The sequence below is a fragment of the Achromobacter sp. 1014246743 genome (assembly GCF_059760725.1).
In genome coordinates this window covers 28957-55607 of record NZ_JCBANA010000011.1, presented here as the reverse complement: position 1 = coordinate 55607, position 26651 = coordinate 28957, and the positions used below count along the sequence as shown (strand labels likewise).

The 26651-nt window shown below is 65.3% G+C and carries 28 protein-coding genes; 18 read left to right on the top strand and 10 right to left on the bottom strand.

Features of this window, described 5'->3' with window-relative positions; all coding sequences use genetic code 11:
• Window positions 1-7: 7 nt before the first annotated feature.
• The 5 genes from AC6LJ2_RS07025 to yjgA form a co-directional block, all read right to left on the bottom strand.
• The gene (locus AC6LJ2_RS07025; RefSeq protein WP_263914336.1) at window positions 8-844 is read right to left on the bottom strand and encodes an ABC transporter permease; all 837 of its coding nucleotides are present in this window, start codon (window positions 842-844) and stop codon (window positions 8-10) included.
• 3 nt (window positions 845-847) lie between these two features.
• A complete protein-coding gene (locus tag AC6LJ2_RS07020; RefSeq protein ID WP_263914335.1) occupies window positions 848-1660 on the bottom strand; it encodes an ABC transporter ATP-binding protein in 813 nt (270 codons plus the stop codon).
• The gene (locus AC6LJ2_RS07015) at window positions 1660-2676 is read right to left on the bottom strand and encodes an ABC transporter substrate-binding protein (protein ID WP_263914333.1); all 1017 of its coding nucleotides are present in this window, start codon (window positions 2674-2676) and stop codon (window positions 1660-1662) included. The genes AC6LJ2_RS07020 and AC6LJ2_RS07015 overlap by 1 nt, the downstream gene beginning before the upstream one ends.
• 304 nt (window positions 2677-2980) lie before the next feature.
• Window positions 2981-3664 carry an alpha/beta hydrolase gene (locus AC6LJ2_RS07010; RefSeq protein WP_263914332.1) on the bottom strand — a complete coding sequence of 228 codons (684 nt, stop codon included), beginning with the start codon at window positions 3662-3664 and terminating at the stop codon, window positions 2981-2983.
• Between the two features lie 16 nt (window positions 3665-3680).
• The gene (gene yjgA, locus AC6LJ2_RS07005; protein WP_445658134.1) at window positions 3681-4232 is read right to left on the bottom strand and encodes a ribosome biogenesis factor YjgA; all 552 of its coding nucleotides are present in this window, start codon (window positions 4230-4232) and stop codon (window positions 3681-3683) included.
• Window positions 4233-4290: 58 nt separating this feature from the next.
• On the opposite strand from yjgA, the gene pmbA reads away from it, so the two are divergent.
• The 13 genes from pmbA (at window position 4291) to erpA (ending at window position 15811) form a co-directional block, all read left to right on the top strand.
• Window positions 4291-5655 (top strand): metalloprotease PmbA, encoded by a 1365-nt coding sequence (pmbA, locus tag AC6LJ2_RS07000; RefSeq protein WP_263914328.1) that lies wholly within the window; start codon window positions 4291-4293, stop codon window positions 5653-5655.
• 185 nt (window positions 5656-5840) lie between these two features.
• Window positions 5841-6938, top strand: coding sequence for a twin-arginine translocation signal domain-containing protein (locus AC6LJ2_RS06995; protein WP_445658135.1), 1098 nt, complete (start codon window positions 5841-5843; stop codon window positions 6936-6938).
• A 266-nt stretch (window positions 6939-7204) separates the two neighbouring features.
• The gene (locus AC6LJ2_RS06990; protein ID WP_263914326.1) at window positions 7205-8359 is read left to right on the top strand and encodes an ABC transporter substrate-binding protein; all 1155 of its coding nucleotides are present in this window, start codon (window positions 7205-7207) and stop codon (window positions 8357-8359) included.
• An 84-nt stretch (window positions 8360-8443) separates the two neighbouring features.
• Window positions 8444-9325 carry a branched-chain amino acid ABC transporter permease gene (locus tag AC6LJ2_RS06985; RefSeq protein WP_025137594.1) on the top strand — a complete coding sequence of 294 codons (882 nt, stop codon included), beginning with the start codon at window positions 8444-8446 and terminating at the stop codon, window positions 9323-9325.
• A gap of 3 nt (window positions 9326-9328) precedes the next feature.
• The gene (locus AC6LJ2_RS06980) at window positions 9329-10204 is read left to right on the top strand and encodes a branched-chain amino acid ABC transporter permease (protein ID WP_175193386.1); all 876 of its coding nucleotides are present in this window, start codon (window positions 9329-9331) and stop codon (window positions 10202-10204) included.
• Window positions 10197-10985 (top strand): ABC transporter ATP-binding protein, encoded by a 789-nt coding sequence (locus tag AC6LJ2_RS06975; protein WP_263914325.1) that lies wholly within the window; start codon window positions 10197-10199, stop codon window positions 10983-10985. Before AC6LJ2_RS06980 ends, AC6LJ2_RS06975 begins: the two co-directional genes overlap by 8 nt.
• Entirely contained in the window at window positions 10982-11695 is a 714-nt protein-coding gene (locus tag AC6LJ2_RS06970) for an ABC transporter ATP-binding protein (protein WP_025137591.1), read from the top strand. Before AC6LJ2_RS06975 ends, AC6LJ2_RS06970 begins: the two co-directional genes overlap by 4 nt.
• 323 nt (window positions 11696-12018) lie before the next feature.
• Entirely contained in the window at window positions 12019-12447 is a 429-nt protein-coding gene (rplM, locus tag AC6LJ2_RS06965; RefSeq protein ID WP_006217309.1) for a 50S ribosomal protein L13, read from the top strand.
• A 9-nt stretch (window positions 12448-12456) separates the two neighbouring features.
• A complete protein-coding gene (rpsI, locus tag AC6LJ2_RS06960) occupies window positions 12457-12849 on the top strand; it encodes a 30S ribosomal protein S9 (protein ID WP_006388641.1) in 393 nt (130 codons plus the stop codon).
• 269 nt (window positions 12850-13118) lie between these two features.
• Window positions 13119-13331: a hypothetical protein gene (locus AC6LJ2_RS06955; protein ID WP_263914323.1), complete on the top strand. Its 213-nt coding sequence runs from the start codon at window positions 13119-13121 to the stop codon at window positions 13329-13331.
• Between the two features lie 170 nt (window positions 13332-13501).
• On the top strand, window positions 13502-14566 hold the full coding sequence (gene argC, locus AC6LJ2_RS06950; protein ID WP_498151074.1) for an N-acetyl-gamma-glutamyl-phosphate reductase: 1065 nt from the start codon (window positions 13502-13504) through the stop codon (window positions 14564-14566).
• Window positions 14567-14606: 40 nt separating this feature from the next.
• Window positions 14607-15353, top strand: a complete 747-nt coding sequence (locus AC6LJ2_RS06945; RefSeq protein ID WP_498151073.1) for a DUF6776 family protein — start codon at window positions 14607-14609, stop codon at window positions 15351-15353.
• Between the two features lie 86 nt (window positions 15354-15439).
• Window positions 15440-15811 (top strand): iron-sulfur cluster insertion protein ErpA, encoded by a 372-nt coding sequence (erpA, locus tag AC6LJ2_RS06940; RefSeq protein WP_006388644.1) that lies wholly within the window; start codon window positions 15440-15442, stop codon window positions 15809-15811.
• 201 nt (window positions 15812-16012) lie between these two features.
• Here the strand turns inward: erpA and AC6LJ2_RS06935 are convergent, their stop codons facing one another.
• Window positions 16013-17131, bottom strand: a complete 1119-nt coding sequence (locus tag AC6LJ2_RS06935) for an anhydro-N-acetylmuramic acid kinase (RefSeq protein ID WP_498151072.1) — start codon at window positions 17129-17131, stop codon at window positions 16013-16015.
• A gap of 82 nt (window positions 17132-17213) precedes the next feature.
• On the bottom strand, window positions 17214-18623 hold the full coding sequence (locus AC6LJ2_RS06930) for a M23 family metallopeptidase (protein WP_498151071.1): 1410 nt from the start codon (window positions 18621-18623) through the stop codon (window positions 17214-17216).
• A gap of 259 nt (window positions 18624-18882) precedes the next feature.
• Here AC6LJ2_RS06930 and tyrS point away from each other — a divergent pair, with 259 nt between their 5' ends.
• Both tyrS and AC6LJ2_RS06920 read left to right on the top strand, forming a co-directional pair.
• Window positions 18883-20112, top strand: a complete 1230-nt coding sequence (gene tyrS / locus AC6LJ2_RS06925; protein ID WP_445658138.1) for a tyrosine--tRNA ligase — start codon at window positions 18883-18885, stop codon at window positions 20110-20112.
• A 96-nt stretch (window positions 20113-20208) separates the two neighbouring features.
• Complete coding sequence (locus tag AC6LJ2_RS06920) at window positions 20209-20865, top strand: YbhB/YbcL family Raf kinase inhibitor-like protein (protein ID WP_263914319.1); 657 nt, start codon at window positions 20209-20211, stop codon at window positions 20863-20865.
• 69 nt (window positions 20866-20934) lie between these two features.
• On the opposite strand, the gene AC6LJ2_RS06915 is transcribed toward AC6LJ2_RS06920, so the two are convergent.
• Window positions 20935-21573, bottom strand: coding sequence for a LysE family translocator (locus AC6LJ2_RS06915; protein WP_445658139.1), 639 nt, complete (start codon window positions 21571-21573; stop codon window positions 20935-20937).
• Window positions 21574-21779: 206 nt separating this feature from the next.
• Between AC6LJ2_RS06915 and glyA the strand changes: the two genes are divergently transcribed.
• Entirely contained in the window at window positions 21780-23030 is a 1251-nt protein-coding gene (glyA, locus tag AC6LJ2_RS06910) for a serine hydroxymethyltransferase (protein WP_263914317.1), read from the top strand.
• A 127-nt stretch (window positions 23031-23157) separates the two neighbouring features.
• On the top strand, window positions 23158-23637 hold the full coding sequence (nrdR, locus tag AC6LJ2_RS06905; protein WP_263914316.1) for a transcriptional regulator NrdR: 480 nt from the start codon (window positions 23158-23160) through the stop codon (window positions 23635-23637).
• A 42-nt stretch (window positions 23638-23679) separates the two neighbouring features.
• Here nrdR and AC6LJ2_RS06900 read toward each other — a convergent pair whose 3' ends face one another.
• Window positions 23680-24639, bottom strand: coding sequence for a GlxA family transcriptional regulator (locus AC6LJ2_RS06900; protein WP_445658140.1), 960 nt, complete (start codon window positions 24637-24639; stop codon window positions 23680-23682).
• Between the two features lie 28 nt (window positions 24640-24667).
• Window positions 24668-25234, bottom strand: a complete 567-nt coding sequence (locus AC6LJ2_RS06895; RefSeq protein WP_445658141.1) for a cysteine hydrolase family protein — start codon at window positions 25232-25234, stop codon at window positions 24668-24670.
• 214 nt (window positions 25235-25448) lie between these two features.
• Between AC6LJ2_RS06895 and ribD the strand changes: the two genes are divergently transcribed.
• Window positions 25449-26600 carry a bifunctional diaminohydroxyphosphoribosylaminopyrimidine deaminase/5-amino-6-(5-phosphoribosylamino)uracil reductase RibD gene (gene ribD / locus AC6LJ2_RS06890; RefSeq protein WP_498151070.1) on the top strand — a complete coding sequence of 384 codons (1152 nt, stop codon included), beginning with the start codon at window positions 25449-25451 and terminating at the stop codon, window positions 26598-26600.
• Window positions 26601-26651: the final 51 nt, after the last annotated feature.

Here is a 26651-nt window from a genome sequence, read left to right as displayed (position 1 = left end):
CGGCTCCTTATCCGTAGCGCCGCGCCACCGCGGCTTCGATGCGGTACACCACCAGGTACATCACGCTGGAAATCAGCGCCAGCATGGTGATGGCGGTCATGACGATGTTCAGCTTGAAGACCTGGCTGCCGTTCATGATGAGAAAGCCCAGGCCCGAATCGGCCGACTGGAATTCGCCCACGATGACGCCCACCAGCGCCAGGCCGATGTTCATCTTCACCGCGGCGATCAGCGTGGGCACGCTGCCGGGCAGCACCACCTTGACCAGCACCTGCCAGCGGCTGGCGCCGAAGGTGCGCGCCAGCTTGACCTTGTTCAGGTCGATGCCGCGAAAGCCCGCATACACCACCATGATGGTCACGAACACGGCAATCGCGACGGCCATGCCGTATACCGCGTAGTCGGACCCCAGCCAGAGGTAGAAGATGGGCACGAAGGCGATCTTGGGCATGGCGTTGGCCACCACCAGGAACGGGTCCAGCACCTTGTACAGAAAGTCCGACCACCACAGCGCCGCAGCCACCACGATGCCGATCACCATGCTGAGCGTGAAGCCGACCAGCGTGGCCGACAGCGTGGTCATGATGTGGTGCGCCAGGTTGCCGTTGGTCCACAGATCGATGAAGGTAGGCCACAGCGCGCTGGGGTAGCTGGTCAACAGCGGGTTCAGGATGTGCATCCGGGGCAGGATTTCCCAGGCGCATAGAAACACGACCAGCAGCAGCACCTGGGCCAGGCGGATGTTGCGGCGGCGGGCGCGGTCGCGCCGCAGATAGTCCAGGTATTTCTGGCTGGGCGCGGGCACGGCGCGCAGCGGCACGGTGTTGGCGATGGGTGCATTCACGGCTCAACCCTCCACGTGGACGTCAAGCTCGTCCCAGAGCTGCTTGAAATAGGTATTGAATTCCGGCCGCGAGCGCGCCTGGAACGGCGTGGGGCGTGCACCGTCGCCGTAATGGATGCGGTACTGGCTCTTCAGGCGGCCGGGGCGGCGCGACAGCACGATCACGCGGTCGGTCATTGCGATGGCCTCGCCGATGTCGTGCGTCACCAGCACCACGGTCTTGCCCTCGCGCCGCAGGATGTCGACCACCTCGTCGGAGATGGCCAGCCGGGTCTGCGAATCCAGTGCCGAAAAGGGTTCGTCCAGCAGGATCACGTCGGGTTCGGTGACCAGCGTGCGCGCCAGCGCGGCGCGTTGGCGCATGCCGCCGGACAGCTGGCGCGGCGTGTGTGTCAGAAAGGCGCCCAGCCCGCATTTTTCCAGCAGATGCACGGCGCGCGCCTCGCTGCGGGCGTCGCGCCGGCCCTGGATCTCGGCGCCCAGCATCACGTTGTCCAGAATCGTGCGCCATTCAAACAGGTAGTCCTGCTGCAGCATGTAGCCGATGCGCGGATTGGGCTCGGTGACCGCCTGGCCATCGATCATCACGGCGCCGGACGTAGGCGTGATCAGGCCGGCAATCAACGACAGCAGCGTGCTCTTGCCGCAACCGCTCTGCCCGATCAGGCTGACGAACTCACCCGGCGCCAGCGCGAACGACACCTGCGACAGGGCCTCGGTCTCGCCTTCCGGCGTGAAATAGCTGAGACAGACATCGCGCAGCTCGATCTTCGCCGTGGCCGCTTCCGGTTTCAGGTTATGGACGACGGCGCTCATCACGGGACCTTTTTGGCAAAGTCAGCCACCACCACGTCTTCGTATTTGACGCGGCCGCTTTCCTTCATGACCGCGCTGGCGATCAGCATGTCCTGCAACTGGTTCATGGCGTCGGCCGTCACCAGGGGCGAGGTCTTCCAGATCTGGTATTGCTTGTAGCGGTCGATCGCGTCCGTCACGGCCGCGGCGTCCATCCCGGGGAAATACGTCATGATCTGCGGCGCCAGCGTGGCGGCCGGCGTGTCCTTCACGTACTTCTCGGCCCGCGCCACCACGTTGGTCCAGGCCTGGATCACCTTGGGGTTGTCGCGAATGTATTTGTCGGTGGCGGTGAATACCGTGTAGTCCACCTGGCCCACTTCATGGCCCACCGAGGCCACGATATAGCCCTTGCCGTTGCGCACCAGCTCGCCCGCCTCGGGCTCCAGGAAAATGCCGTATTCGCCCTGGCCGGCCATCCAGGCCCCGGCTCGCGCCGGAATGCCGATATTGTTCAGCAGCTTGACGTCCTTTTGCGGGTCCAGTCCGTGCTTGCGCAGCGCGGTTTCCAGGAACACGATGGGATTGGATCCGGGCCGAAAGCCGATCACCTCCTTGCCTTTGAGCATGCTCCAGTCGAATTTCTCGACCGGCTTGCGCGCCAGCAGGAAAAAGCCGTCGGTGGCCGTCAGCCCGGCAAAGATCTTCGGCTTGACCGGCGATTCGCTGTTCTGCACGTAGATGGACGCCTCGGGGCCGATCAGCACGATGTCGGCGCTGCCCGACAGCAGGGCGGTCATGCCCTTGTCGGTGCCCTGCGAGGTCTTCATCGATACGTCCAGCCCGGCGTCCTTGAAGTAGCCCTGCGACAGGGCCACGTATTTGGGCACGTAGAGAATGGAGCGCACCACCTCTTCGTAGCGCACCTTCACGGGGGGATTGAGCGCTTCGCCGTGGGCGGCGAAAGGGATGAGCGCGGGTGCAAGCGCGGCAAGCAGCGCCGCGGCTGCCAGGCGGGGCAATGGCAAGGGCTTCACGGGACTTTCTCCTGCGTCTGAATGCCTCGCCGAAAACCCGGCGCGACACGGCCAATGGGATGGATCGACTGCAACAACAGGGAAGCCCGAACCTGCGTCGCCCGGGCCGATACGACGTGGTTTGAATACTATATTCAATACCAAGGGGCGACAAGGATTTTGGGATTGGCGTTTTTCCCTAGGAGAGGGCGCCTGTCAGCCTCCGAAGAACCGGCGCTGGAATACCACTTGGTATACAGAAAGGGGGAGGCGCCGATGGGATGGCGGTCGGGCGGCCCGTGCGGATCGCCCGCGGCGCGTGGTGTTACCCGGCCAGGAGGACGTCGTTCAGAAAGCGCGAGATGTCCGCCACTTCTTCAGCGCAGACCGAATGTGGCATCGGGTAGGTGTGCCAGCGTACGTCGTAACCCAGGCGCTGCAATTCGGCCAGCGAGGCCTGGGCGCGCGGCAGCGACACGACCGGGTCGTACTGGCCATGGGCCAGGAAAATGGGCGTGTGCTGGTTGGCCGGGGCGCGTTCGGCTTCGGCGGTGTCCAGCAGCGGCAGGTAACCCGACAGCCCCATCATGCCGGCCAGCTTTTCCTGCAGGCGCAGGCCTGTGTGCAGGGTCATGGCGCAGCCTTGCGAAAACCCCGCCAGCACGATGTTCGACGTGGGAATGCCACGCGCGTTTTCGCGGGCGATGAGCTTCTTGATGGCGGCTTCGGACGCGCGGATGCCCTTGGCGTCTTCGACCCGCACCAGATCCATCACCAGGATGTCGTACCACGACCGCATCGCCATGCCGTTGTTGATGGTGACGCGCTGCACCGGGGCGTTCGGGAACACGAAGCGCACCGCGGCGCCGGCCGGCAGGTCCAGTTCGGGCACGATGGGCGCGAAATCGTTGCCGTCCGCGCCCAGGCCGTGCAGCCAGATGACGGCGTGCGTGGGAGTGGGGGCGGTTTCGATCTCGATGCAATCGAGCAGGTCGGTCGGTGCGTTCATGGACGGCGGGGGGAAATCAGAGGGTTAGGGTCTTGAGCGCCTGGAACAGCGCGCGGTAGTGCTTCTTTTGCGGGTCCTGGCCTTGCAGCAGGGCGGCGTTGGCCGCTTTTTCCTTGCGGGCGGCGCGGATCAGGGCGCGCAATTGCTGCACATCGGCCTGCGGGTTGTCGTGCAGCAGCTTGGTCAGGGCGTCGTCGTCGTCCAGCAGGCGATCGCGCAGGGTCTCCAGGCGGTGCATGGCGGCGGTTTCTTCGCGCGAGCCGTTTTCCCAGACATCGAGCTGGGCGCGGATTTCGTCCGCGGGGGCGTCGCGCATCAGCTTGCCCACGAAGTGCACCTGGCGGCGCAGGCCTTCGCGGCCGGTGGTGCGCTGCGCCATGCGGATGGCCTCGTACAGGCGTTCGGCCAGGGGCAACTGCTTGAGGCGTTCGGGAGACAGGGCGATCAACTGCTTGCCCAGGTCCAGCAGCGCATGCATTTCACGCTTGATCTGGGACTTGCTGGGGCGGTCGTAGCCGTTCTCGTCGTAGCCTTCGTCGACGGATTCTTCTTCGGTATGGGAATTCATGGAAAACTGCGCAATGACAGACTTGGCTATGATAACCGTCTCTGCAAATTGGACAGCAATGGTCAAATCCTCCTCCTCCTTGCCGCTGGCGGCCAATCACGCGCGTTTTTCCGAATTGGTCGAGCAAACCCTGGCGTACGCCCGCCAGATTGGCGCCTCGGACGCCGCGGCCGAAGTCTCTGAAAGCCTGGGCCTGTCGGTGTCGGTGCGCAAGAACGACATCGAAACCGTCGAACAGACCCGCGACCGCTCGCTGGACCTCACGGTCTACGCCGGCCAGAGCCGCGGGTCCGCCTCCACCTCCGACTTTTCTGAGGCGGCCCTGCGCCAGACCGTCGAGGCGGCTTGGCACATCGCGCGCCACACCGCCGCCGATCCGGCCGCCGGCCTGCCCGACGCCGACCAGTTGGCCACCGAATTCCCCGACCTGGACCTGCACCGGGCCTGGACGGTCTCCACCGAAGAAGCCGCCGAGCTGGCCCTGCGCGCCGAGCGCGCGGCCCGCGAGGTGGACGCGCGCATCACCAATACCGATGGCGCCACGGTGGGTACCTACGAAGGCCAGTTCGTCATGGGCAACACCCGCGGCTTCCTGGGCGGCTACCCGTATTCGCGCCACAGCCTGTCGGTGGCGCCCATCGCCGGCCGCGGCAACGGCATGCAGCGCGACTACTGGTACACGTCCGAACGCGATCCGGCCAAGATGGCCTCGCCCGAGGCCGTGGGCCGCTACGCCGCCGAACGCACCCTGTCGCGACTGTCGGCCCGCCGCATCCGTACCGGCAAGTTCCCGGTGCTGTTCGAGGCCCCGCTGGCCCTGGGCCTGGTCGGCGCCCTGACGCAGGCCGCCAACGGCGGCGCGCTGTACCGCAAGGCCAGTTTCCTGGTCGACGCCCTGGGCAAGCCCATTTTCCCGGACCACATCAACCTGGCCGAAGACCCGCACATCCGCGGCGGCATGGGCAGCTCGCCGTTCGACGACGAAGGCGTGCGCACCCGCAAGCGCAGCGTGGTCACCGCGGGCGTGCTCGAAGGCTACTTCCTGTCTTCGTACACCGCCCGCAAGCTGGGCATGCAGACCACCGGCAACGCCGGCGGTTCGCACAACCTGACCTTCTCGTCCACGCTCACCCGCCGCGGCGACGACTTCGAAGCCATGCTCAAAAAGATGGGCACCGGCTTCCTGGTCACCGAGCTCATCGGCCAGGGCGTGAACTACGTCACCGGCGATTATTCCCGCGGCGCGTTCGGTTACTGGGTCGAAAACGGCCAGATCCAGCACGCGGTGCAGGAAATCACCATCGCCGGCAACCTGGCGGACATGTTCCGCCAGATCGTCGCGGTGGGCGCGGACACCATCTCGCGCGGCACCAAGACCACCGGCTCGATCCTGATCGAGCAAATGGCGATCGCCGGCACCTGATCCGCCGCGGCGCCTTGCGACGCCCGTCGGGGCGGGGCCTGTGGGGCCCTGGCCGGCGGGCGTTGCCGTTTGCGTCTTTGCAATCCTTGATCGCTGGGGATTTCCTCTAGCCGCCGAGGCTCATGCCAACGTGTAATATCCGGCGGGTATTGCTCAATCGAGTATCGCGGCAGAGGAGCAAAGAGATGCAACGACGTTCATTCTTGAAGCAGGCCGGCCTGGGCGCCGTGGCAGCGGGCGCGGCGGTCAGCGCGCCTGCCCTCGCGCAGGACTCGCCCTCTCTCAGCTGGCGCCTGGCGTCCGGCTTCCCGGGCGCGCTCGACCTGCGGGTCGGCGCCGGCGCGGCGTTCTGCAAATTCGTGTCCGACGCCACCGGCGGCAAGTTCACCATCCGCCAGCAGGCCGACGGCGAGATCGCGCCCGCGGCCGACCTGATGGACGCCGTCGGCGCCGCCAAGGTGGAATGCGCCCACGTCTCGTCCAGCCTGTTTTTCGCCAAGAATCCCGCCTTCTGCTTCGATTCGGCCGTGCCGTTCGGGCTGGATGCCAGCCGCATGAACGCCTGGATGCTCGAAGGCGACGGTCTGCGCCTGACGCGCGAGCTGTTCAAGGCGCAGAAGATCGTCAACTTTCCGCTGGGCAACACCGGTCCGCAGATGGGCGGCTGGTCCAAGCGTGAAATCAAGCGCGTCACCGACCTGAAAGACCTGAAGATGCGGGTCGACGGCCTGGCCGGCCAGGTGCTGGCCCACCTGGGCGTGGCGCCGCAGCAGGCCGACCTGGCCAAGCTGGCAGAGGCCGTCGAGAAAGACGGGCTGGAAGCCATTGCCGGCACGGGGGCCGTCGAGGACGCCAAGCTGGGCCTGAACAAGGTCGGCAAGTTCTACTATGGCCCCAGCTGGTGGGCCGCCAGCGAACAGCTGTCGCTCTATATCAACGAAGAAGCCTGGGCCAAGCTGCCCAAGCCCTACCAGGCGGTGGTCGAGGCCGCCGCCCTGGCCGTCCACGTCAAGACCACGGCGGCCTTCGATGCGCGCAACCCCGCCGCGCTGGCCCAGCTGGCGGCCGCCGGTGCGCAGGTGCGCGCCTTTCCCCGCTCGGTCATGGACGCCGCCTTCGAGGCCGCCCAGCAGGTCTACAAGGAATTGAACGACAAAGACGCCAAGTTCAAGGCCATCTACGACAGCTATATGGGCTTTCGCGACAGCGGCATGCCGTGGTTCCGCCTGACCGAAGGCGCCTATGACCAGTATCTGGGCGTGGCGTTGTCCGCCCGCAGCTAGCCACCGAAAGGCAGGATCCGGATGCCGAATGGCATTCGGCAGGAGGTGGGGTTTTCGCTGATTACCCCGGTTTTTTTACAAAAAAGTGGGCGGTTTTGATCCTTTTGTTGAACGGCATTCGAGTTTCCGCCTGATACAAAGGAGTAATATCCCGGGTCTTGACGCGCAAACATGACGCCTTCAGGCGGCATTGGACGTCAATCCGGCGGGATCACTCCAGCCCGGATAACCAACATTCCGAGACAGACTTTAAGGTGGTATCAACCATGCAATCCAAGACCAAGAAGCTGCTGGCCGCGCTGATCGCTGCCGGCATCGTCCCGGCTGCGCACGCGGCTGACATCAAGCTGGGCGTGGCTGAAGCCCTGTCCGGCGGCGCCGCCCAGTACGGTGTCTCGATCCGCAACGGCTTCCAGCTGGCCGCCGACGAGATCAACGCCGCGGGCGGGATCAACGGCAACAAGATCGTGCTGGTGGTCGAGGACGAACAAGGCAAGAAAGAAGAAGCGATCAATGTCTTCAAGAAGCTGATCTTCAAGGACAATGTCCTGATGGTCTTCGGCCCGACGCTGTCGAACTCGGCCCAGGCCGCCGACCCGATCGCCCAGGCTGCCAAGACGGTCGCCTTCGGCACGTCCAACACCGCTGACGGCATCACGTCCATCGGCAACTACGTGTTCCGCAACTCGGTCACCGAAGCCGACGTGCTGCCGGCCACCATCTCCACCGTCAAGGCCAAGACCGGCCTGAAGAACGTGGCGGTGCTCTACGGCAACGACGACGTCTTCACCAAGAGCGGCTACGACAACTTCAAGAAGGCCCTGGAAGACCAGAAGATCCCGGTCACCACCACGGAAACCTTCGCCAAGGGCGACGTCGACTTCAAGGCCCAGCTGACCAAGATCAAGGGCACCAACCCCGACGCCATCGTGCTGTCCGCACTCTTGGCCGAAGGCGCCCCGATCATGGTGCAGGCTCGCCAGCTGGGCATCAACGTGCCCGTCATCGGCGGCAACGGCATGAACTCGGTCAAGATTTTCGACCTGGCCCCCGGCGGCGCGTCGAACAATCTCTGGATCGGCAGCCCGTGGTCGATCGAGAACAAGGCCCCCGAGAACGTCAAGTTCATCGATGCCTACAAGGCCAAGTTCAACGGCTCGCCCGACCAGTTCGCCGCCCAGTCCTACGACGCCATGTACATCGTGGCCCAGGGCCTGAAGAACACCAAGCTCACCGGCGAACTCGCCAAGGACCGCGCTGCCCTGCGCGACGCCTTGCCCGCCGTGACGTGGACCGGCGCCACCGGCGCCTTCAAGTTCCGTCAAGCCACCGACCGTGCCGGCAAGCCCGCCGGCTACGACGCCGACCAGGCGCCGATCGTCAGCGTGACCAAAGACGGCAAGTACGTCATCGAGAAGTAAGCGCTACGCATCCCCGCGCGGGGGGATGCGCCTTGCGGACGGCCCGGCCGTCCGCAGGGCGCTTTTGATTTGGAAAGTCCCATCATGTTCGAACAACAATTCGTCAATGCCTTGTCGCTGGGCTGTGTGTATGCACTGTTCGCGCTGGGCTTCACGCTGATCTTCGGCGTGCTCGGGGTGATCAACCTGGCGCATGGCGCCGTGTTCATGGTTGGCGCCTACGCGGCACTGTTCGTCGTCCAGCAATTCGGCCTGCCCCTGTGGGCGGCGCTGATGGTCGCCTTTTTCGTGGCCGGCTTTACCGGGGTCATCATCGACTACCTGGTGCTCAAGCCGCTGCGCAAGCGCAACGCGCCCCACTTGATTCCCATGATCGCCACGATTGGCGTGGGCATCATCCTGAACAACGGCGCCCAGAGCATCTTCGGCGCCAGCAACCTGCGCTTCCCGCACGGCACCGTGCCTGAAGACGTCATCGAAATCGCCGGGTTGCATCTGACCGTCATCGAACTGGGCATCATCTTCCTGTCGTTCGCGCTGATGGCCGTGCTGATGTTCGTCATGCGCCGCACGCAGTTCGGCCGCGCCCTGCGCGCCATCGCCGAATCGCCCAAGGCCGCCTGGCTGCTGGGGATCAACGTCGAAAAGCTGTTCGTCACGACCTCGTTCGCCGCCGCCGCCCTGGGGGGCGTTGCCGGCGTGCTGATCGGCCTGTACTCGAACGCGCTGTTCCCGCTGATGGGCCAGCCGATGCTGCACAAGGGCATCGCGGTCATCATCCTGGGCGGCATGGGCGACATTCGCGGCGCCATGCTGGGCGGTCTCTTCCTGGGGTTCGCGGAAGTGCTGTCGGTGGCCTACATCGGCTCCACCATGCGCGATGCGGTGGCTTTCGGCCTGCTGTTCCTGATCCTGCTGGTGCGCCCGCAAGGTCTGTTCGGCAAAGTGGTTCAACGCAAGGCTTAAAGAATGAGCGGATTCGAAAACTTCTGGGCCATCTACGGCAACCTGGTGCTCACGCTGGGCACCAACGCCTTGCTGGCCCTCTCCATCTGGCTGACGCTGGCCTGCGGCATGCTGGCCATGGCCAACGCCGCCTTCATGGGCATCGGGGCGTACACCGCCGCGCTGCTCACCATGAACTACGACGTCTCGTTCCCGGTCGCGATCGCCGGCGGCATGGCGGCGCCCGCCCTGGTGGCGGCGCTGATCGGCCTGCCGACCTTGCGCCTGTCGGGGGTCTACCTGGCCATGGCCACGCTGGGCTTTGGCGAAGTCGTGCGCGTGACCATCCTGAACACCGAGTCCCTCACCGGCGGCGCGCTGGGCCTTAACGGCATCCCGCAACTGACGCAGTGGTGGCACGTGGTGCTGGCGGTCGTCATCGTCCTGTTCGTGCTGTGGCGTGTCCGCGCCTCCAAGATCGGTCGCTCGTTCGACGCCATTCGCGGCGACGAAACGGCAGCCGGCCTGATGGGCATCGACGTGCGCGCCAACAAGATGCTGGCCTTCGTGGCCGGCGCGATGATCGCGGGCCTGGCCGGCGCCTTGAATGCGCACCTGACCTTCTTCATCGGCCCTAACGAATACGGTTTTGATCGTGGCGTTGAAATCCTGACCATGGCCATCCTGGGCGGTATCGGCGGCTTGGCCGGTCCCGTGCTGGGCAGTTTCATCATTACCGTGCTGCCTGAATTGCTGCGCGGTTTTGCGGATTTGCGCTTGATCGCGAACGGAGTGATCCTGGTGGTGATTGTGTTGTTCCTGCCGCAAGGCATCTGGGATCCGGCGCGCTTCAAGCGCTGGATGCGTCAAGGCCGCCAAGGAGGCAAGCGCCATGCTTGAACTTTCCTCCGTCTCCAAGAGCTTTGGCGGCCTGCATGTGCTGCATGACGTCAGCCTGTCCGTGCCCGAAGGCTCCATCTTCGGCCTGATCGGCCCGAACGGTGCCGGCAAGACCACGGTGTTCAACCTGATTACCGGGCTGCTGCCGCCCAGCGGCGGCACCATCACGTTCAACGGCGAAAGCGTTCTGAACAAGAAGCCGCATGCCATTACGCGCATGGGCATCGCCCGTACCTTCCAGAACATCCGTCTTTTCAAGGAAATGACGCTGCTGGAAAACGTGGTGGTGGGCGCCTACCGCCACATGAACTACGGTTTCCCCAGCCTGCTGCTGGGCCTGCCGGGGTTCCGCGAGCACGAAAAGCGCGCCCGCGAGCGCGCCCACGAGCTCCTGACCTGGATGCGCCTGGACCACAAGGCCAACGACCTGGCCGACAACCTGTCCTATGGCGAGCAGCGCCGCCTGGAGCTGGCGCGCGCGCTGGCCACCGAGCCCAAGCTGCTCCTGCTGGACGAACCCGTGGCGGGCATGAACACCGGCGAACGCGCCGAGCTCATGCGCGAAATCCTGGCCATTCGCGACCGCGGCTACACCATCCTCATGATCGAGCACGACATGCGCTTCGTCATGGGGCTGTGCGAGCGCATCGCGGTGCTCAACTTCGGCAAGATCATCGCCTGCGGCGGACCTGAAGAGATCCGCAACAACGAGCAGGTCATCGAGGCCTACCTGGGCCGCGAAGACGAAGACGACACCGAACAAGCGGAGGCCGCAAAATGAGCAGCGCCATGCTGGAAGTCCGCGGACTCGAGGTCAACTACGGCCACATCGAAGCTGTCCGCGGCATCGACCTGGACCTGGAAGCCAAGGAAATCACCGCCCTGGTCGGCGCCAACGGCGCCGGCAAGTCGACCACGCTGCTGGCGTTGTCGGGCCTGTTGCCCAAGGCGCGCGGCAAGATCCTCTTCGAAGGCGAAGACATCACCAACCTGGCGCCGCACCAACTGGTTGCACGCGGTATCGTCCAGGTGCCCGAAGGCCGGGCCATCCTCACCACCATGACCGTGCTGGAAAACCTCGAGCTGGGCGCCTACCGCCGCGGCTTGAAGAACGTCGGCAACGATCTGGAATACGTGTTCAACCTGTTCCCGCGCCTGAAAGAACGCATCACCGGCATCGCCGGCAACCTGTCAGGCGGCGAACAGCAGATGCTGGCGATCGGCCGGGCCTTGATGGCCAAGCCACGCCTGTTGCTGCTGGACGAGCCGTCGATGGGCCTGGCGCCCATCGTGGTGCAGGAAATCTTCCGCTCGCTGCGCGCCATCAATGCCGACGGCCTGACCCTGTTCCTGGTCGAACAGAACGTGCGCCAGGCGCTGAAGATCGCCCAGCACGGTTACGTACTGGAAAACGGTGCCATGGCGCTGGCCGGCACCGGCCGCGGCCTGCTCGGTCACCCGCGCGTCCTGGAAGCCTACCTGGGCGCCTGACCCGGGCCTCGGGAAAAGGGGGCATGAGACGGGGCCGCCATGGCTCCTCTCGTGTCCCTTTTTATTTACGCAACAGCCGTTCCCTGGGGCGCGGGCGTCTCCCAGCCTGGATCACTGGCCACGTGCCCACTTTTTGAGCATCCGTGGTAGAATTTCAGGCTTTCCCTCATTTTGACCATTGCACGGGCGGGTAATAACGCTTAGGCGGGACGTCGATATGGGTGCGACAAGTTCGGGTTCGACTCGGATTTTTTGCGGCCTAGTTGGGGAAAAAAGCCTGGCCGGATAGTCCTGCCAGATACCATTTTTATCTAGGAACCATCATGAAGACCTTTGTGGCCAAGCCGCATGAAGTCCAACGTGACTGGTTTGTGATCGACGCCAAGGGCAAAGTCCTCGGTCGTGTGGCCAGCGAAGTCGCACGTCGTCTGCGTGGCAAGCACAAACCTGAATTCACGCCGCACGTTGATACGGGCGATTACATCGTCATCATCAACGCTTCCGATATCGTCGTTACCGGTACCAAGGCGAAGGACAAGAAGTACTTCCGCCACACCACGTACCCGGGCGGTATCCGCGAAACGAACTTCGAGAAAATGCAAGAGCGTTTTCCCGGTCGCGCCATTCAGAAGGCCGTCAAGGGCATGCTGCCCAAGGGTCCTCTGGGCTACGCCATGATCAAGAAGCTGAAGGTCTATGCTGGTGCCGAGCACCCGCACACCGCCCAGCAGCCCAAGACGCTGGATATCTAAGGAAACGCCATGATCGGTAACTGGAATTACGGAACCGGCCGTCGCAAAACTTCGGTGGCTCGCGTTTTCATCAAGAAGGGCACCGGCAAGATCGTCGTCAACGGCAAGCCCGTCGACGAGTTCTTCGCTCGTGAAACCGGCCGCATGGTCGTGCGCCAGCCGCTGGAACTGACCGGCCACCTGGAATCGTTCGACATCAAGGTCAACGTGCACGGCGGCGGTGAAACCGGCCAGGCCGGCGCAGTTCGTCACGGCATCACGCGTGCCCTGATCGACTACGACGCGACCCTGAAGCCCGCACTGTCGCAAGCTGGTTTTGTGACCCGCGATGCCCGCGAAGTCGAACGCAAGAAGGTCGGCTTCCGCAAGGCACGTCGTCGCAAGCAGTTCAGCAAGCGTTAATCGCTGCGAAAAAAGCCCGCTTTCGAGCGGGCTTTTTTTTATCCGGCAATTTCATTCTGCGGCAACTACGCCGTTGACGCTTTCGCGCTTAGATTTATACGATGTTCATCAGCGATCATCGTTGAGAGCGTCATGAAAATCTTTCGGGAAGGCGCTAGGGGTAGTGTGGTCTGCCATGGTTGCATCGCACTGGTGACGACAACATTTCTGTACCGCGATGTGCCGTTTAGCGATGGCTCCGGGTTGGCAAGGAATATCCTGGTTGGCGTATGCGACTGCTGCGGGCGTACAGCGTCGCTTCCCGCACGATCCACGTTCGTCAACAGCAAGGCGACGCCCTGCGCCGGATGGAGGGCAGTACGGCGCTCAACACGACAGACCTGAGCAAGTCCGTCGTCCTGGATATCCAGGGCAAGGTGTTGTACCGGTCCAGACCGGGCCTGATGGAAGAGTTGAGAGTCCTATCTGCCATTTCGGCGTGATCAGGCAGCACGGGGGCCCACGGGTCCCGATTATTCGAGCGCGGAACTCCGCGTTCTTCGCACGGTCGGACGTTACTTGGCGATTGCGTTGTCTCACGAGGCCCCGACGCAGTCTAGTATTCTCCGAGCGATACAATCCATTTTCGTTCTACGAAGAGTTCATACCTATCATGGCCCAAGCATCGAACACCCGTATCAAGGTTGGCATCGTCGGCGGCACCGGTTATACCGGCGTCGAACTGCTGCGTCTGTTGTCGCAACATCCCGACGTGGAACTGACCGCCATCACCTCCCGCAAGGAAGACGGGCTGCCGGTGGCCGACATGTATCCGAACCTGCGCGGCCGCGTGAAGATCGCGTTTTCCGCGCCTGAAAAAGCCACGCTGACCGACTGCGACGTGGTGTTCTTCGCCACGCCCCACGGCGTGGCCATGGCCCAGGCGCAGGAACTCATCGCCGCCGGCACCCGCGTCATCGACCTGGCCGCCGACTTCCGCCTGCAGGACATCCCCACGTTCGAGCGCTGGTACAAGATTCCCCACACCTGCCCGGACATCCTGGCCGAATCCGAGTACGGCCTGGTCGAGCTGAACCGCGAAGCCATCTCCAAGGCGCGCGTCATCGGCAACCCCGGCTGCTACCCCACCACCGTGCTGCTGGGTCTCGCCCCGCTGCTCGAAGGCGGCAAGCAACTGGTCGATGCGCAAACCCTGATCGCCGACTGCAAGTCGGGCGTCTCGGGCGCCGGGCGCAAAGCCGAAGTCAGCTCGCTGTTCTCTGAAGCGTCCGACAACTTCAAGGCCTATGGCGTGGCCGGCCATCGCCACCACCCCGAAATCGTTGCCCAGCTCGAGAAAATCTCGGGCGGCAAGGTTGGCCTGACCTTTGTGCCGCACCTGGTGCCGATGATCCGCGGCATGTTCTCGACCATCTACGCCCGCATCCTGCCGGAGGCCCGCGATACCGACTTCCAGGCACTGTTCGAAGCGCGCTACGCCGACGAAGCCTTCGTTGACGTCATGCCGGCCGGCAGCCTGCCTGAAACGCGGTCGGTGCGTGCCTCGAACAACCTGCGCATTGCCCTGTCGCGCCCGGGCGGCGGCGACCAGCTCATCATCATGGTCGTGCAGGACAACCTCGTGAAGGGCGCGGCCGGCCAGGCCGTGCAGAACATGAACCTGATGTTCGGCATCGCCGAAACCACGGGCCTGGACCAGGTCGCGATCCTGCCGTGATGCCTTGCCGGGCCGGCGGCTAGCCGCCGGCCCGCTCCTCATGTCCCACGAAACGTCCGCACCCCCTAGATCTTCCCGTGCCGGTTCCGGCCTGCGCGTCGCGGCCGGCTTGGTGGCGGGCGTCGTGCTGGGCGTGGTGGCGGGCTACTTCTACGCCCGCGGCCTGTACCAGCCCAAGGACGCGGTGGTGCTCAGCGCCGAGCAGGTCGAGGCGCGCGACGAGGCCATGCGCCAGCAGGCGGTGCAATTGCGCTACATCCGTGGCCAGCTCGACACCGCCGACGGCGAACTGGTCATCGAGCGGTCCGCCCGCCAGGAACTCGAAACCCAGCTGCACGCTGCTCAGGCCGAAGTCGGCCGGGTGCGCGACCAGCTGGCTTTCTACGAGCAATTGCTGCCCCCGGGCCCCGAAGGTTCGGTGGATATCCGCGGCGCCCAGATCGAGCGCGATGGCGCCGGCCTGCGCTACAAGGTGCTGCTGATGCGCAGCGGTCGCAATGGCGCGGCTGCGTTTGCCGGCACGCTCCGCTTCCAGGCAACGGGTACGCTCAAGGGCGAAACCGTCACGGTTGATCTGTCCCCGATGCAGGTCAAGGCCGAAAGCGGCCCCGTGCCCGCCACCGGCGAAACCACCACTGCAGCGTCCCTGGCGCTGCAGTTCGACCAATACCAGCGCAGCCAGGGAATGCTGGCCGTGCCCGAGGGATTTGTCCCCGAAAGCGTGACCATCAGCGTCCTTGAAGGCGACACCGTCCGCGCCTCGCGCAGTGTCAAGCTTGAACTTTGAGTCTGGGCAACGGCTGCGCTATAGTGGATGTATACGAGCGGCGAGGCCGCTCACCGGAATACGGCCGAACCGGCCAGGAGTGAATCATGAATGCAGTGACCGAAACCGTCGACCTGCAGGCCGCCCCGCCTGCTCCCCTGGTGTTCACCGACTCGGCTGCCGCCAAGGTCAAGGACCTGCTGGCCGAAGAAGGCAACCCCGAATTGAAGCTGCGCGTCTTCGTGCAGGGCGGGGGCTGTTCGGGTTTCCAGTACGGTTTCACGTTTGACGAAGTCGTCAACGAAGACGACACCGTGCTGGACAAGGCTGGCGTGCAATTGCTGGTCGACCCGATGAGCTTCCAGTACCTGGTGGGCGCCGAGATTGACTACAAGGAAGACCTGGAAGGCGCCCAGTTCGTCATCCGCAATCCCAACGCCAGCACCACCTGCGGCTGCGGTTCGTCGTTCTCGGTGTAAGCCGGTAGCGATGGCGTCGGGCCCGCGCTGTCGGGCCGCCGCGATGCCGGGTGCTTGTGCCCGTGCGATAAAAAAGCCCTTCGGCATACCGAAGGGCTTTTTGTTTGGGCAATTGGTTTGGGCCGATTTTCCAGGTGGGGCTATCCCAGGCCTTGGGTTGCCGCCCGGGCCCGTTCGCTTGCGCGCTGCGCGCCCGGGCCGTCAGGCCGGGTACAGCGCGCCCAGGCGGCGCGGACCGCGTGCGCCCGTGACCTCGGGCACGCCAGCCGGCTTGCCCATCAGGAACGCCTGCGCCAGCCAGGCAAAGGCCAGCGCCTCGACCTGCTGCGCCGGCACGCCCAGGGCGTCGGTCGCTTGCACCGGGCGTTGCAGGCAATACGCCAACTCACGCATCAAGCCGGTGTTGTGCGCGCCGCCGCCGCAGACGTAGACCTCGCGGGTATCGGCCGCGGCCGCATCGATGGCATTGGCGACCGTGCGAGCCGTCAGCCGTTGCAGCGTCGCCTGCACGTCTTGCGCAGCGGGGGCAGGGCCGTCATAGGCGGCCAGCCTGTCGTCCAGCCAACGTAGATTGAAGAGGTCGCGGCCGGTCGATTTGGGCGGCGGCAAGGCGAACCAGGGTTCGCTGGCGATCAATTGTTCAAGCAAGGGCGCCAGCACCTGGCCCGTGGCGGCCCAGCGGCCGTCCTTGTCGTAGGCCTGGCCCAGGTGGCGCTGGCACCAGGCATCCAGGAACACGTTGGCGGGCCCGGTATCGAAGCCGCGGGGCGGCTGGCCCGGGTTCAGCAGGGTCACGTTGGCGATGCCGCCCAGGTTCAGCACCGCGCGGCCCTGCGTGGCGCCGAAGATGGCCGCGTGGAAGGGCGGTACCAGTGGTGCGCCCTGGCCGCCGGCGGCCACGTCGCGGCTGCGAAAGTCCGCGATCACGTCGATGCCCGTCAGTTCGGCCAGAAGGGCGGGCGCGTTCAACTGCAGCGTATAGCCGCTGTCGGGCCGGTGGCGCACGGTCTGTCCATGGGCGCCGATGGCGGCGATGTCCTGTGCTTGCAAGCCGGATTGCGCGAGCAGGTCGGTCACGGCCTGCGCGTACAGGCGCGCCAGTGCGTTGGCGGCCAGCGCGGCGCGGGCCAGCTCGTCGTCGCCGGGCAGGTTCAGTGCCAGCAGTTCGGCGCGCAGGGCGGCAGGCATGGGCAGGCTGACGCTGGCCAGCACCTGCGGCGGCTGGCCGTCGGGCAGGCGAACCAGCACGCCATCGACACCATCGACACTGGTGCCAGACATCAATCCGATGTAGAGCTGGGTGTTTGTGGAAGCAGTCATGAGTAGGTCCGCCTGAGTAAAAAACGGCCCGGCATCGAGATGCGCGGGCCGCCTTGCGGGTGCGTCATGCGGACGGGGCTGCCTAGCGGCTGGCCACGTTCGTCAGCGCGTCGGGCAGGGTCTGCTGGAACTCGGTCAGCAGCTGGATCTGCTGCTTGTACGGGCCCACGGCCTGGTTGAACGCGCGGATTTCGGCAGGCTCGAGGGCGCGGGCGACCGGCAGGTCCACCGACAACGGGTCGATGGGCTGGTTGTCGACACGGAATTCGTAGTGCAGGTGCGGGCCGGTGGCCCAGCCGGTGGCGCCAACGTAACCCAGCAACTGGCCCTGGGAGATCTTGGTGCCCTTGGTGATGCCCTCGGCGATGCGGCTCTGGTGCGCGTACAGCGTCGAATACTTGCCGTAGTGCTTGACGATGACCACGTTGCCGTAGCCGTTCTGCCAGCCGGAGAATTCCACCGTGCCGTCGGCCGTGGAGTGGATCGGCGTGCCCGAGGGGGCCGCGTAGTCCACGCCCTTGTGTCCCGTCCACGTCTTGTGGATGGGGTGCATGCGCATGCCAAAGGTGGAGCTGATGCGGCTGAACTTCAGGGCGGTGCGCAGGAACGCGCCGCGCAGGCTGGTGCCGTCGAAGTCGTAGTACGAGCCGGTCTTGTTGTCGGCGCTGAACCAGACGGCGGTGTGGGTCTTGCCGCCGTTGATGAATTCCAGGGCCAGCACGCGGCCGGCGCCGGCGTAGCGGCCGTCGTGCGAGCGCACTTCGTAGACCACGCGGAACTGGTCGCCCTGGCGCAGGTCGCGCAGGAAGTCGATCTTGGAACTGAGGATGTCGGCCATCTGCATGGTGACCGAATCCGGGATGCCGGCGGCATCGGTGGCGCCGAACAGCGACGAACGGATCGTGCCCACGGCGACGCGGGTCTGGCGATCGGTGTTCTCGGTGATTTCTTCGGCCTTGTAGCCGTCGCCGGTGCGCGCCACGTGCAGCATGCGGGTGACGACCTGGCCGTCAGCCTCGTTGCCGGGGGTGTGGATGTAGCGCAGCCAGATCAGGTTGCCTTCCGCATCGGTCGCGGCCTGCACGGAACGGCCCGGGTACAGCTTGTAGATGCTGCGCGCGCTGGCGTCGTGGGTCAGGAAGGTTTGCAGATCGGGCGAATCGAGTTCCAGGCGTTGCAGCACGGCGGCCAGCGTGTCACCCGCACGGATGCGGGTTTCGCTGATGTACGGCGCGGCGCTGGGCGTGCTGACTTCGACCTGTTCGGTGGTCAGTGGCAGAACGCTCTGGATGATGCGGGACGGGGGGATTTCGCTGCGGTCGGGTTGCTGCACCATGCCCAGGGCGGCGGCGCCGGCAAACAGGCCGATGGCGGTGACAAGGAGAGTGCGGCGGAAAAGTCCCGAGCGGTGGGGCTTGGGCTCGACGGGCGCAAACACGGCAGCAACTTTGCGCTTGATGCTACTCGCCAGGTCGTGGAGGCCACGATTCATCGTGAAGATACCCTCTCAGGTGGCTTGAGCTCGCAGGGTGCGTGACACGAACGGCCCTCGCGCGCCACGGTTTCCGGGGCAAGGGCTGGCGCGGGGCGCAACTTGTGAACAAACGGGTGGTAGACCGGAGCACAACTGCGTATATATGACAGTTGCGTATGATTAGGGCGGTATCCTAGCTGATTCGGCTAGAATTTTCGATAGTTTTCGTCACTTTTTACACCTTTTTATCGGCTGAAGCCGTCGCGGCGCCCCAAAAATGTCTCCCTCCGAAGCCCCCATTACCCCTGAAGTCGAAGCCGATCTGCGTATTGCCAAACGCGGATGCGATGAGCTGCTGGTCGAATCCGAATTCGCCCGCAAGCTGGCCCGAAGCCGCGCCACCGGCGTGCCGCTGCGCATCAAGCTGGGGCTGGATCCGACGGCACCGGACATCCACCTGGGCCACACCGTGGTGCTCAACAAGATGCGCCAGTTGCAGGACCTGGGTCACGAGGTCATCTTCCTGATCGGGGACTTCACCTCGACCATCGGCGATCCCAGCGGCCGCAACAGCACCCGGCCGCCCCTGACCCGCGAGCAGATCGAGGCCAACGCCAAGACCTACTATGCGCAGGCCAGCCTGGTGCTGGACCCGGCCCGCACCGAGATCCGTTACAACTCCGAGTGGTGCGATCCGCTGGGCGCGCGCGGCATGATCCAGCTGGCCTCGCGCTATACGGTGGCCCGCATGATGGAGCGCGAGGACTTCACCAAGCGTTTCAAGGGTGGCATCCCGATCTCGGTGCACGAATTCCTGTATCCGCTGATGCAGGGCTATGACTCGGTGGCGCTGAAGTCCGATCTGGAGCTGGGGGGCACCGATCAGAAGTTCAACCTGCTGGTCGGCCGCGAGCTGCAGAAGGAATATGGGCAAGAGCCGCAGTGCATCCTGACGATGCCGCTGCTGGTGGGCACCGACGGCGTCGAGAAGATGTCCAAGTCCAAGGGCAACTACATCGGCATCTCGGAGGCGCCGGACTCGATGTTCGGCAAGCTGATGTCGATTTCCGACACGCTGATGTGGCGCTATTTCGAGCTGCTGTCGTTCCGGTCGCTGGAAGACATTGCGGCGCTCAGGCAGTCGATCGACGAAGGCCGCAATCCGCGCGACGCCAAGGTCATGCTGGCCCAGGAAATCATCACGCGCTTCCATTCGGCCAAGGCGGCCGAAGACGCCCTGGCGTCGTTCGAGGCGCGGTTCCGCGACGGCGCCATTCCGGAAGACATGCCCGAGGTGACCCTGGGCGGCGCGCCGGTCGGCATCCTGAAGCTGCTGCGCGAGGCCGGCCTGGTGGCGTCCGGGTCGGAAGCCCAGCGCAACGTCGAACAAGGCGGCGTGCGGGTCAACGGCGACCGGGTGGAAGACAAATCGTTGCAGCTGCCGGCGGGCACCTACGTGGTGCAGGTGGGCAAGCGCAAATTCGCGCGTGTAACCGTGAATGCATGATTGCGAGTTTTGTGAACCCATCATCGCAAAGTTTTTGATACGCTGGAGGCATGGTCAGGGGCAGGGACGCCTTTGCGGCACTTCAAGGAGCACGACATGAAACTCTCGAGTTTGTCTTTTTCCGATAACGAGTCGATTCCGGAGCGCTATGCCTTCGGCAAGATCGATGCGCAATCGCACGTCGCGCTGGCAGACAACTACAACCCGCAGTTTTCCTGGGACGACGTCCCGGCGGGGACGCAGTCGTTCGCCCTGATCTGCCACGATCCGGACGTGCCGTCCAAGCCCGACGACGTCAACCAGGAAGGCCGCGAGGTGCCGGCCGACCTGCCGCGGGTGGATTTCTTCCACTGGGTGCTGGTGGACCTGTCCGCCGACATGCGCGAAATCGAAGAGGGCACCTTTTCCAACGGCATCACGCCGCGTGGCAAGGGCGGCCCGCTGGCGCCGCTGGATGCCCGCCAGGGCATCAACTCGTATTCGTCCTGGTTCGCCAACGACCACGACATGAGCGGCGACTATTTCGGCTACGACGGCCCGTGCCCGCCCTGGAACGACGCGCTGGTGCACCGCTACGTGTTCACGCTGTACGCGCTGGACGTGCATACGCTGAACCTGCAGGGCGCCTTCACGGGTGAAGATGCGCTGCGGGCCCTGCAGAAGCACGTGCTGGCCCAGGCGTCGGTGACGGGTACCTACACGCTCAATCCGAAGCTGGCACCCAAGCAGATCGGTGCGACGTCGGCGTCCTGATCGTCGCCGGGCGTGAAAAAGGGCCGCTTTGATGCGGCCCTTTTTATTGGGTGACGGCAGGCGTGTCCATCAGCCGGTCGCGCGTTTCAAGCGCAGCAGCGCTACGCCGAAGGCGACGAACACCGATCCCACCGCGCGGTTGATCCACAGCACGGCGCGCGGTTGCTGGAAGAGGCGCCGGGCGCGCCGCGCCAGGAGGCCGTAGGCCAGCAGCGAGGGCAGCGACATGCCCATGAAGATGCCGGTCAGGATGAAGAACTGCGGCAGCAGCGGTTCGGCGGCGTTCAGGAATTGCGGGAACAGCGCCGTGAAGAACAGGATGGGCTTGGGATTCAGGCCTGCCACGAAGGTGGCTTCCAGGTAGAGCGCCCAGGCGCCGCGAGGTGCGCGCCCCTGGGTGTCGGGTGGCGGTGCGGCCACGCTGCTTTTGCCCAGCAGGTGCCGCAGGCCCAGGTAGATCAGGTAGGCGGCGCCGGCGATCTTGAGCGCCGCGAACAGCAGCGCCGACGATTGCAGCACCACGCCCAGGCCCAGCATGGCGGCGGCCGACAGCAGGAACAGGCCGGTGACATTGCCCAGCGACGACGGCAGCACGGCGCGCAGGCCGCCGGCCGCGCCGTTGCGCATGGCCAGGATGCTGGCGGGGCCGGGGGTGACGACGCTGACGGCGGCGACCAGGGTGTAGGCGATCAAGGTCTGGGTTTGCATGAAAGTTTCTCAAGTCGGGTTGAGCCCGTTTTCCGGCGGCGGGGGAATGGCCGGAATTTCGCGCCCTTGCCGGGAATTTTGCCGTCATTCGGGGCATTTTGGCGACAAGGGAATTGGCGTGACGCGGTAAACTATTCGTCATTATCCGGGTTTACCCGCCCGGGCGCAGTTTCCCCCTCTCTTACCCGCTTCAGGAACCTCCCGTCATGTTTGACCGCAACCTCACCCTCTCCAAGGCTGACCCGGACGTCTGGGCCGCCATCCAGAAGGAAGACGTACGCCAAGAGCAGCACATCGAGCTGATCGCCTCGGAAAACTACGCCAGCCCGGCCGTCATGGAAGCCCAGGGCACGCAGCTCACGAACAAGTACGCCGAAGGTTATCCGGGCAAGCGCTACTACGGCGGTTGCGAATACGTCGACGTGGTCGAGCAACTGGCCATCGACCGCCTGAAGCAGATTTTCGGCGCCGAAGCCGCCAACGTGCAGCCCAACTCGGGCTCGCAGGCCAACCAGGGCGTGTACATGGCCGTCCTGAAGCCGGGCGACACCGTGCTGGGCATGAGCCTGGCCGAAGGCGGCCACCTGACCCACGGCGCGTCGGTCAACGCTTCGGGCAAGCTGTACAACTTCATCTCGTATGGCCTGGACGAAAACGAAGTCCTGAACTACGCCCAGGTCGAGCAACTGGCCCGCGAACACAAGCCCAAGCTGATCGTGGCCGGCGCGTCCGCCTACGCCCTGCACATCGACTTCGAACGCATGGCCCGCATCGCCCATGAAAACGGCGCGCTGTTCATGGTCGACATCGCCCACTACGCCGGCCTGGTGGCGGGCGGCGCCTACCCCAACCCGGTGCCGCATGCCGACTTCGTCACCTCGACCACGCACAAGTCGCTGCGCGGCCCGCGCGGCGGCGTCATCATGATGAAGGCCGAGTTCGAAAAGGTCGTCAACTCGGCGATCTTCCCCGGCATCCAGGGCGGTCCGCTGATGCACGTCATCGCCGGCAAGGCCGTGGCCTTCAAGGAAGCGCTGGAACCCGAATTCAAGGCTTACGCCCAGCAAGTGGTCAAGAACGCCAAGGTGCTGGCCGATACGCTGGTCAAGCGTGGCCTGCGCATCGTGTCGGGCCGCACCGAAAGCCACGTCATGCTGGTGGACCTGCGTTCCAAGGGCATCACGGGCAAGGAAGCCGAAGCGGTGCTGGGCCAGGCCCACATCACGGTCAACAAGAACGCCATTCCGAACGATCCGGAAAAGCCCTTCGTGACCAGTGGCATCCGCCTGGGCACCCCGGCCATGACCACCCGCGGCTTCACCGAAGCCGAAGCGGAACTGACCGCCAACCTGATCGCCGACGTGCTGGACAACCCGCGTGACGAGGCCAACATCGCCGCCGTTCGCGCCCGCGTCAACGAGCTGACCTCGCGCCTGCCGGTCTACGGCAAGAAGTAAGACGGCCGCTGGCGGCGTCAGCCGCCCAGCCTGCGAAAAGGACGGCTCCGCAAGGGCCGTCCTTTTGTTTGTTTCATCGTTACAATGTCGACGAATTATTGCCTTTCCGTGTTTTCAGGGATCACACATGCGGTGTCCATTTTGCGGCAATTCCGAAACGCAGGTCGTCGACAGCCGTGTCTCGGAAGAGGGCGACGCCATCCGCCGCCGGCGCCGCTGCCAGTCCTGTGACAAGCGATTCACCACGTACGAGCGGGTGGAACTTGCCCTGCCGTCCGTCGTCAAGCGCAACGGCAGCCGCAGCGAGTACGATCCGGCCAAGCTGCGCGCCAGCCTGAGCCTGGCGCTGCGCAAGCGGCCGGTCAGCACCGAAGACGTGGACGGGGCCGTGGCCCGCATCGAAGAACAGCTGTTGGCCAGCGGCCTGCGGGAAGTGCCGTCCGAGCACATCGGCGAACTGGTCATGAACGAGCTGCGCAAGCTCGACAAGGTGGCCTATGTGCGGTTCGCATCGGTCTACAAGAGCTTCGAAGACATCGGCGAATTCGTCGAGGCCATCCGCGAAATGCAGGGGCCGCTGCTGCCGGGCAAGCTGCGCAAGGAATAACGCCGCGCGCAATGACGGCGCAGGAATGACGGCGAACGCCGTTTACCGCGGTTCCGCCCGCGCCATGCTTGGCGTCTGCGGCTGGAAGCGGCGCCACACGCGGCGCAGGTGCTGGGCCGAACCGAAGCCCGACTTTTCCGCCACCAATTCCAGGTTCAAGCGCGTTTCGCGCAGCATGTCGCGCGCCAGCGCGACGCGGATCTGATACAGATAGTCCATGGGCGTGCAGCCCGCGTGCTCGCGGAACAGCCGCGTCAGGTGCCGCGCGCTGGTGTGGGCCTGCTCGGCCAGCGATTGCGCCGACCAGTCCGCGGCCGGGTTGCGTACCACGGCGTCCTGGACGCGATGCACGCCGGGATGCATGTGATTGCGATGTTCCAGCCACGGCGACAGCGCCGAATCGGTGCCGGCGCGGCGCTGGTAGACCACCATGTCGCGCGCCACCTCGCTGGCCACGCGCGGCCCGCAATGGCGCGACACCATGTGCAGCGCCAGGTCGATGCCGGCGGTGATGCCGGCGCTGCTGACCAGGTTGCCGTCTTCGACGAAGATGCGGTTGTCGTGCAGCCGGGCCGTCGGGTCCATGGCGGCAAGCTGGGCCAGGCAGCTATGGTGCGTGGTGCATTCGCGTTGGCGGGTGAGGCCGGCCGCGGCGGCGAATAAGGCGCCGGCGCAGACGGTCATCAGCGTGAAGCCGTCGGCCGGATGCCGTACCGCCAGCCACTCGATGATGCGGCGCGCCTCGGGTTCGTCCAGGCGGGTGGGCTTGCCCACGACGCCCGAGACGATCACCAGCGCCTCGGGCGGCAATTGGTCGGGCAGCGGCTGGATGCGCGCCAGGTGCAGGCCGGGAATGCCGCTTTCGATTTCCGTGGACGGGCCGCAGAAATGCTGCGTGAACGCGTCGGGGCACAGCTTGTTGGCCACGCGAAAGGCCTCGGCCGGGCCCGCCACGTCCAGCAGCACGATGCCCCGGGGCAGTATGAAGTGCACGGGAATCATCGGGGGCGTCCTGTCCTGGTGGGTCCGGTCAGGCGCTGGCGAAGGCGTCGGCGGCGCGCGCGATGCGGGCAAAGCGCCCTTGCAGCACGAGTTCGGTGCGGTCGCGAATTTCCGCCGAGGTGTAGTGCTGGCCCGACGGGCTCTGCATGGCAAACGTCAGAGTGGCGTCGGTCGGGAACACGACCTTGTAGCCGGCGTCGCTGGCATGCCGGGTGGTGGTTTCGCAGCACTGTTCGGTGCGGATGCCGCTGACGATCACGCCTTCGATGCCGTTCGCGGCCAGCCAGTCGTGCAACGTCGAACCGTCGGCGGCCTTGCCGTACAGCGAGGAATGCACCGTCTTGTGGAACACCGCGTCGGGCGAAATGCGGATTTCGTCCAGGGTCCTGACGTGGCCGGACGCCAGGGAAAACGGATTGGCGGGGTCGTTGGCGGCGCTGATGTGGAACACCTGCAGCACCGGAATGCCGCGCGCCGCGGCCGAATCGATCAGGCCCTGGAGCTGCGAGACAAACGCGGGGTATTCGGACTCGTCCCAAAACGGACGCTGCCGGAAGGAATCCTGGACGTCGATGACTATCAGTGCTTGTTTCATGGTTCCGGGCTCCGTGCCGTGGAATTTCAAGGGGTATGGCAGGCATTGTCGCCCTGGCATGCCCCTTGGGCGAGGCCGGCTCCAGACCAGCATCGGCCCGAAACGGACATGCTGGCCGGGCCCTGTCGAAGATCATAGCGCGGCACGGAGCGCAAGGCCCGCCGGCCGGCCGCTTCCCGTGCCCATCGCGGGCGGCGGACATACAATCGCAGGCATGACGCACCCTTATGACTCCGACGACCTTACCTGGATGCGGCGCGCCCTGGCGCTGGCGCAGACCGTCATGTACACCACGGCGCCCAACCCCCGGGTGGGCTGCGTGATCGTGCGCGACGGCCGGGTGCTGGGCGAAGGCGCGACCCAGCCGCCGGGCGGCCCGCATGCCGAAGTCGGCGCACTGCGCGATGCCCAGGCTCGCGGCGAATCGGTGGCCGGCGCCACGGTATATGTCACGCTGGAACCGTGCAGCCATTTCGGCCGCACGCCGCCCTGCGTGGACGCGCTGCTGGCCGCCAAGCCGGCCCGGGTGGTGGTGGCGCTGGGCGACCCCAATCCGCTGGTCAACGGCCGCGGCCTGGCGCGGCTGCGCGAGGCCGGCATTGCCGTTACCACCGGCGTGTGCCGCGAAGAAGCGCTGGCCATCAACGCGGGCTTCATGTCGCGCATGAGCCGCGGGCTGCCCTGGACCTGGCTGAAGATGGCCACGTCGCTGGATGGCCGCAGCGCGCTGCATAACGGGGTGTCCCAATGGATCACCGGCCCAGAGGCGCGCGCCGACGGGCACCATTGGCGCGCACGCAGCTGCGTGGTGCTGACCGGCATCGGCACCGTACTGAAGGACGACCCGCAACTGACCGCGCGCAGCGTGGCCACGCCGGGCCAGCCGCGCCGGGCGGTGGTCGACGGCCGTCTTGAACTGCCGGAAGATGCGCGCCTGATCGATGGCGGCGAAGTCATCGTCTTCACCGCTCGCGCCGATGCGGCAAAAGAAGCCCGGCTGGCGGCCAGGAACGTACGGGTGGTGGCGCTGCCGGGGCAGGAACCCGACCGGGTCGACCTGCCCGCCATGATGCGCTGGTTCGCCGCAGAGCAGTTCAACGAAGTCCATGTCGAGGCCGGTGCGGGCCTGAGCGGTGCGCTGGTGGCGGCGGGTTGCATCGACGAACTGCTGGTCTACCTGGCGCCGATGCTGGTGGGCGATGCCGCCGGTCTGGTCAAGCTGCCGCTGCTGGAGCGGCTGGAGGCCGCCCCACGTTACGAATTCATCGACGCCGAGCGCCTGGGCGCCGACCTGCGCGTGCGCGCGCGGGTGGCGGATCACTGGCGCGAGCTGATGCGCCGGGTCGAGCTGCCGGCGCTGTCCTAGGGGCTGCGCCCGAGCGCGCTTCGCTCTTCTTTATCAGCAGCCCCGCTTCCC

Excerpts from the sequence above, each read along its gene's own strand:
- rplM (WP_006217309.1), top strand. The coding sequence starts at position 12,019 with ATGAAGACCTTTGTGGCCAAGCCGCATGAAGTCCAACGTGACTGGTTT.
- glyA (WP_263914317.1), top strand. The coding sequence starts at position 21,780 with ATGTTTGACCGCAACCTCACCCTCTCCAAGGCTGACCCGGACGTCTGG.
- erpA (WP_006388644.1), top strand. The coding sequence starts at position 15,440 with ATGAATGCAGTGACCGAAACCGTCGACCTGCAGGCCGCCCCGCCTGCT.
- AC6LJ2_RS06975 (WP_263914325.1), top strand. The coding sequence starts at position 10,197 with ATGCTTGAACTTTCCTCCGTCTCCAAGAGCTTTGGCGGCCTGCATGTG.
- ribD (WP_498151070.1), top strand. The coding sequence starts at position 25,449 with ATGACGCACCCTTATGACTCCGACGACCTTACCTGGATGCGGCGCGCC.
- AC6LJ2_RS06995 (WP_445658135.1), top strand. The coding sequence starts at position 5,841 with ATGCAACGACGTTCATTCTTGAAGCAGGCCGGCCTGGGCGCCGTGGCA.
- AC6LJ2_RS06945 (WP_498151073.1), top strand. The coding sequence starts at position 14,607 with ATGTCCCACGAAACGTCCGCACCCCCTAGATCTTCCCGTGCCGGTTCC.
- AC6LJ2_RS07010 (WP_263914332.1), bottom strand. The coding sequence starts at position 3,664 with ATGAACGCACCGACCGACCTGCTCGATTGCATCGAGATCGAAACCGCC.
- AC6LJ2_RS06895 (WP_445658141.1), bottom strand. The coding sequence starts at position 25,234 with ATGAAACAAGCACTGATAGTCATCGACGTCCAGGATTCCTTCCGGCAG.
- AC6LJ2_RS07020 (WP_263914335.1), bottom strand. The coding sequence starts at position 1,660 with ATGAGCGCCGTCGTCCATAACCTGAAACCGGAAGCGGCCACGGCGAAG.
- AC6LJ2_RS06970 (WP_025137591.1), top strand. The coding sequence starts at position 10,982 with ATGAGCAGCGCCATGCTGGAAGTCCGCGGACTCGAGGTCAACTACGGC.
- AC6LJ2_RS06980 (WP_175193386.1), top strand. The coding sequence starts at position 9,329 with ATGAGCGGATTCGAAAACTTCTGGGCCATCTACGGCAACCTGGTGCTC.
- AC6LJ2_RS06955 (WP_263914323.1), top strand. The coding sequence starts at position 13,119 with ATGCGACTGCTGCGGGCGTACAGCGTCGCTTCCCGCACGATCCACGTT.
- AC6LJ2_RS06990 (WP_263914326.1), top strand. The coding sequence starts at position 7,205 with ATGCAATCCAAGACCAAGAAGCTGCTGGCCGCGCTGATCGCTGCCGGC.
- tyrS (WP_445658138.1), top strand. The coding sequence starts at position 18,883 with ATGTCTCCCTCCGAAGCCCCCATTACCCCTGAAGTCGAAGCCGATCTG.
- AC6LJ2_RS06985 (WP_025137594.1), top strand. The coding sequence starts at position 8,444 with ATGTTCGAACAACAATTCGTCAATGCCTTGTCGCTGGGCTGTGTGTAT.
- yjgA (WP_445658134.1), bottom strand. The coding sequence starts at position 4,232 with ATGAATTCCCATACCGAAGAAGAATCCGTCGACGAAGGCTACGACGAG.
- AC6LJ2_RS06920 (WP_263914319.1), top strand. The coding sequence starts at position 20,209 with ATGAAACTCTCGAGTTTGTCTTTTTCCGATAACGAGTCGATTCCGGAG.
- pmbA (WP_263914328.1), top strand. The coding sequence starts at position 4,291 with ATGGTCAAATCCTCCTCCTCCTTGCCGCTGGCGGCCAATCACGCGCGT.
- AC6LJ2_RS06930 (WP_498151071.1), bottom strand. The coding sequence starts at position 18,623 with ATGAATCGTGGCCTCCACGACCTGGCGAGTAGCATCAAGCGCAAAGTT.
- AC6LJ2_RS06915 (WP_445658139.1), bottom strand. The coding sequence starts at position 21,573 with ATGCAAACCCAGACCTTGATCGCCTACACCCTGGTCGCCGCCGTCAGC.
- argC (WP_498151074.1), top strand. The coding sequence starts at position 13,502 with ATGGCCCAAGCATCGAACACCCGTATCAAGGTTGGCATCGTCGGCGGC.
- rpsI (WP_006388641.1), top strand. The coding sequence starts at position 12,457 with ATGATCGGTAACTGGAATTACGGAACCGGCCGTCGCAAAACTTCGGTG.
- nrdR (WP_263914316.1), top strand. The coding sequence starts at position 23,158 with ATGCGGTGTCCATTTTGCGGCAATTCCGAAACGCAGGTCGTCGACAGC.
- AC6LJ2_RS06900 (WP_445658140.1), bottom strand. The coding sequence starts at position 24,639 with ATGATTCCCGTGCACTTCATACTGCCCCGGGGCATCGTGCTGCTGGAC.
- AC6LJ2_RS06935 (WP_498151072.1), bottom strand. The coding sequence starts at position 17,131 with ATGACTGCTTCCACAAACACCCAGCTCTACATCGGATTGATGTCTGGC.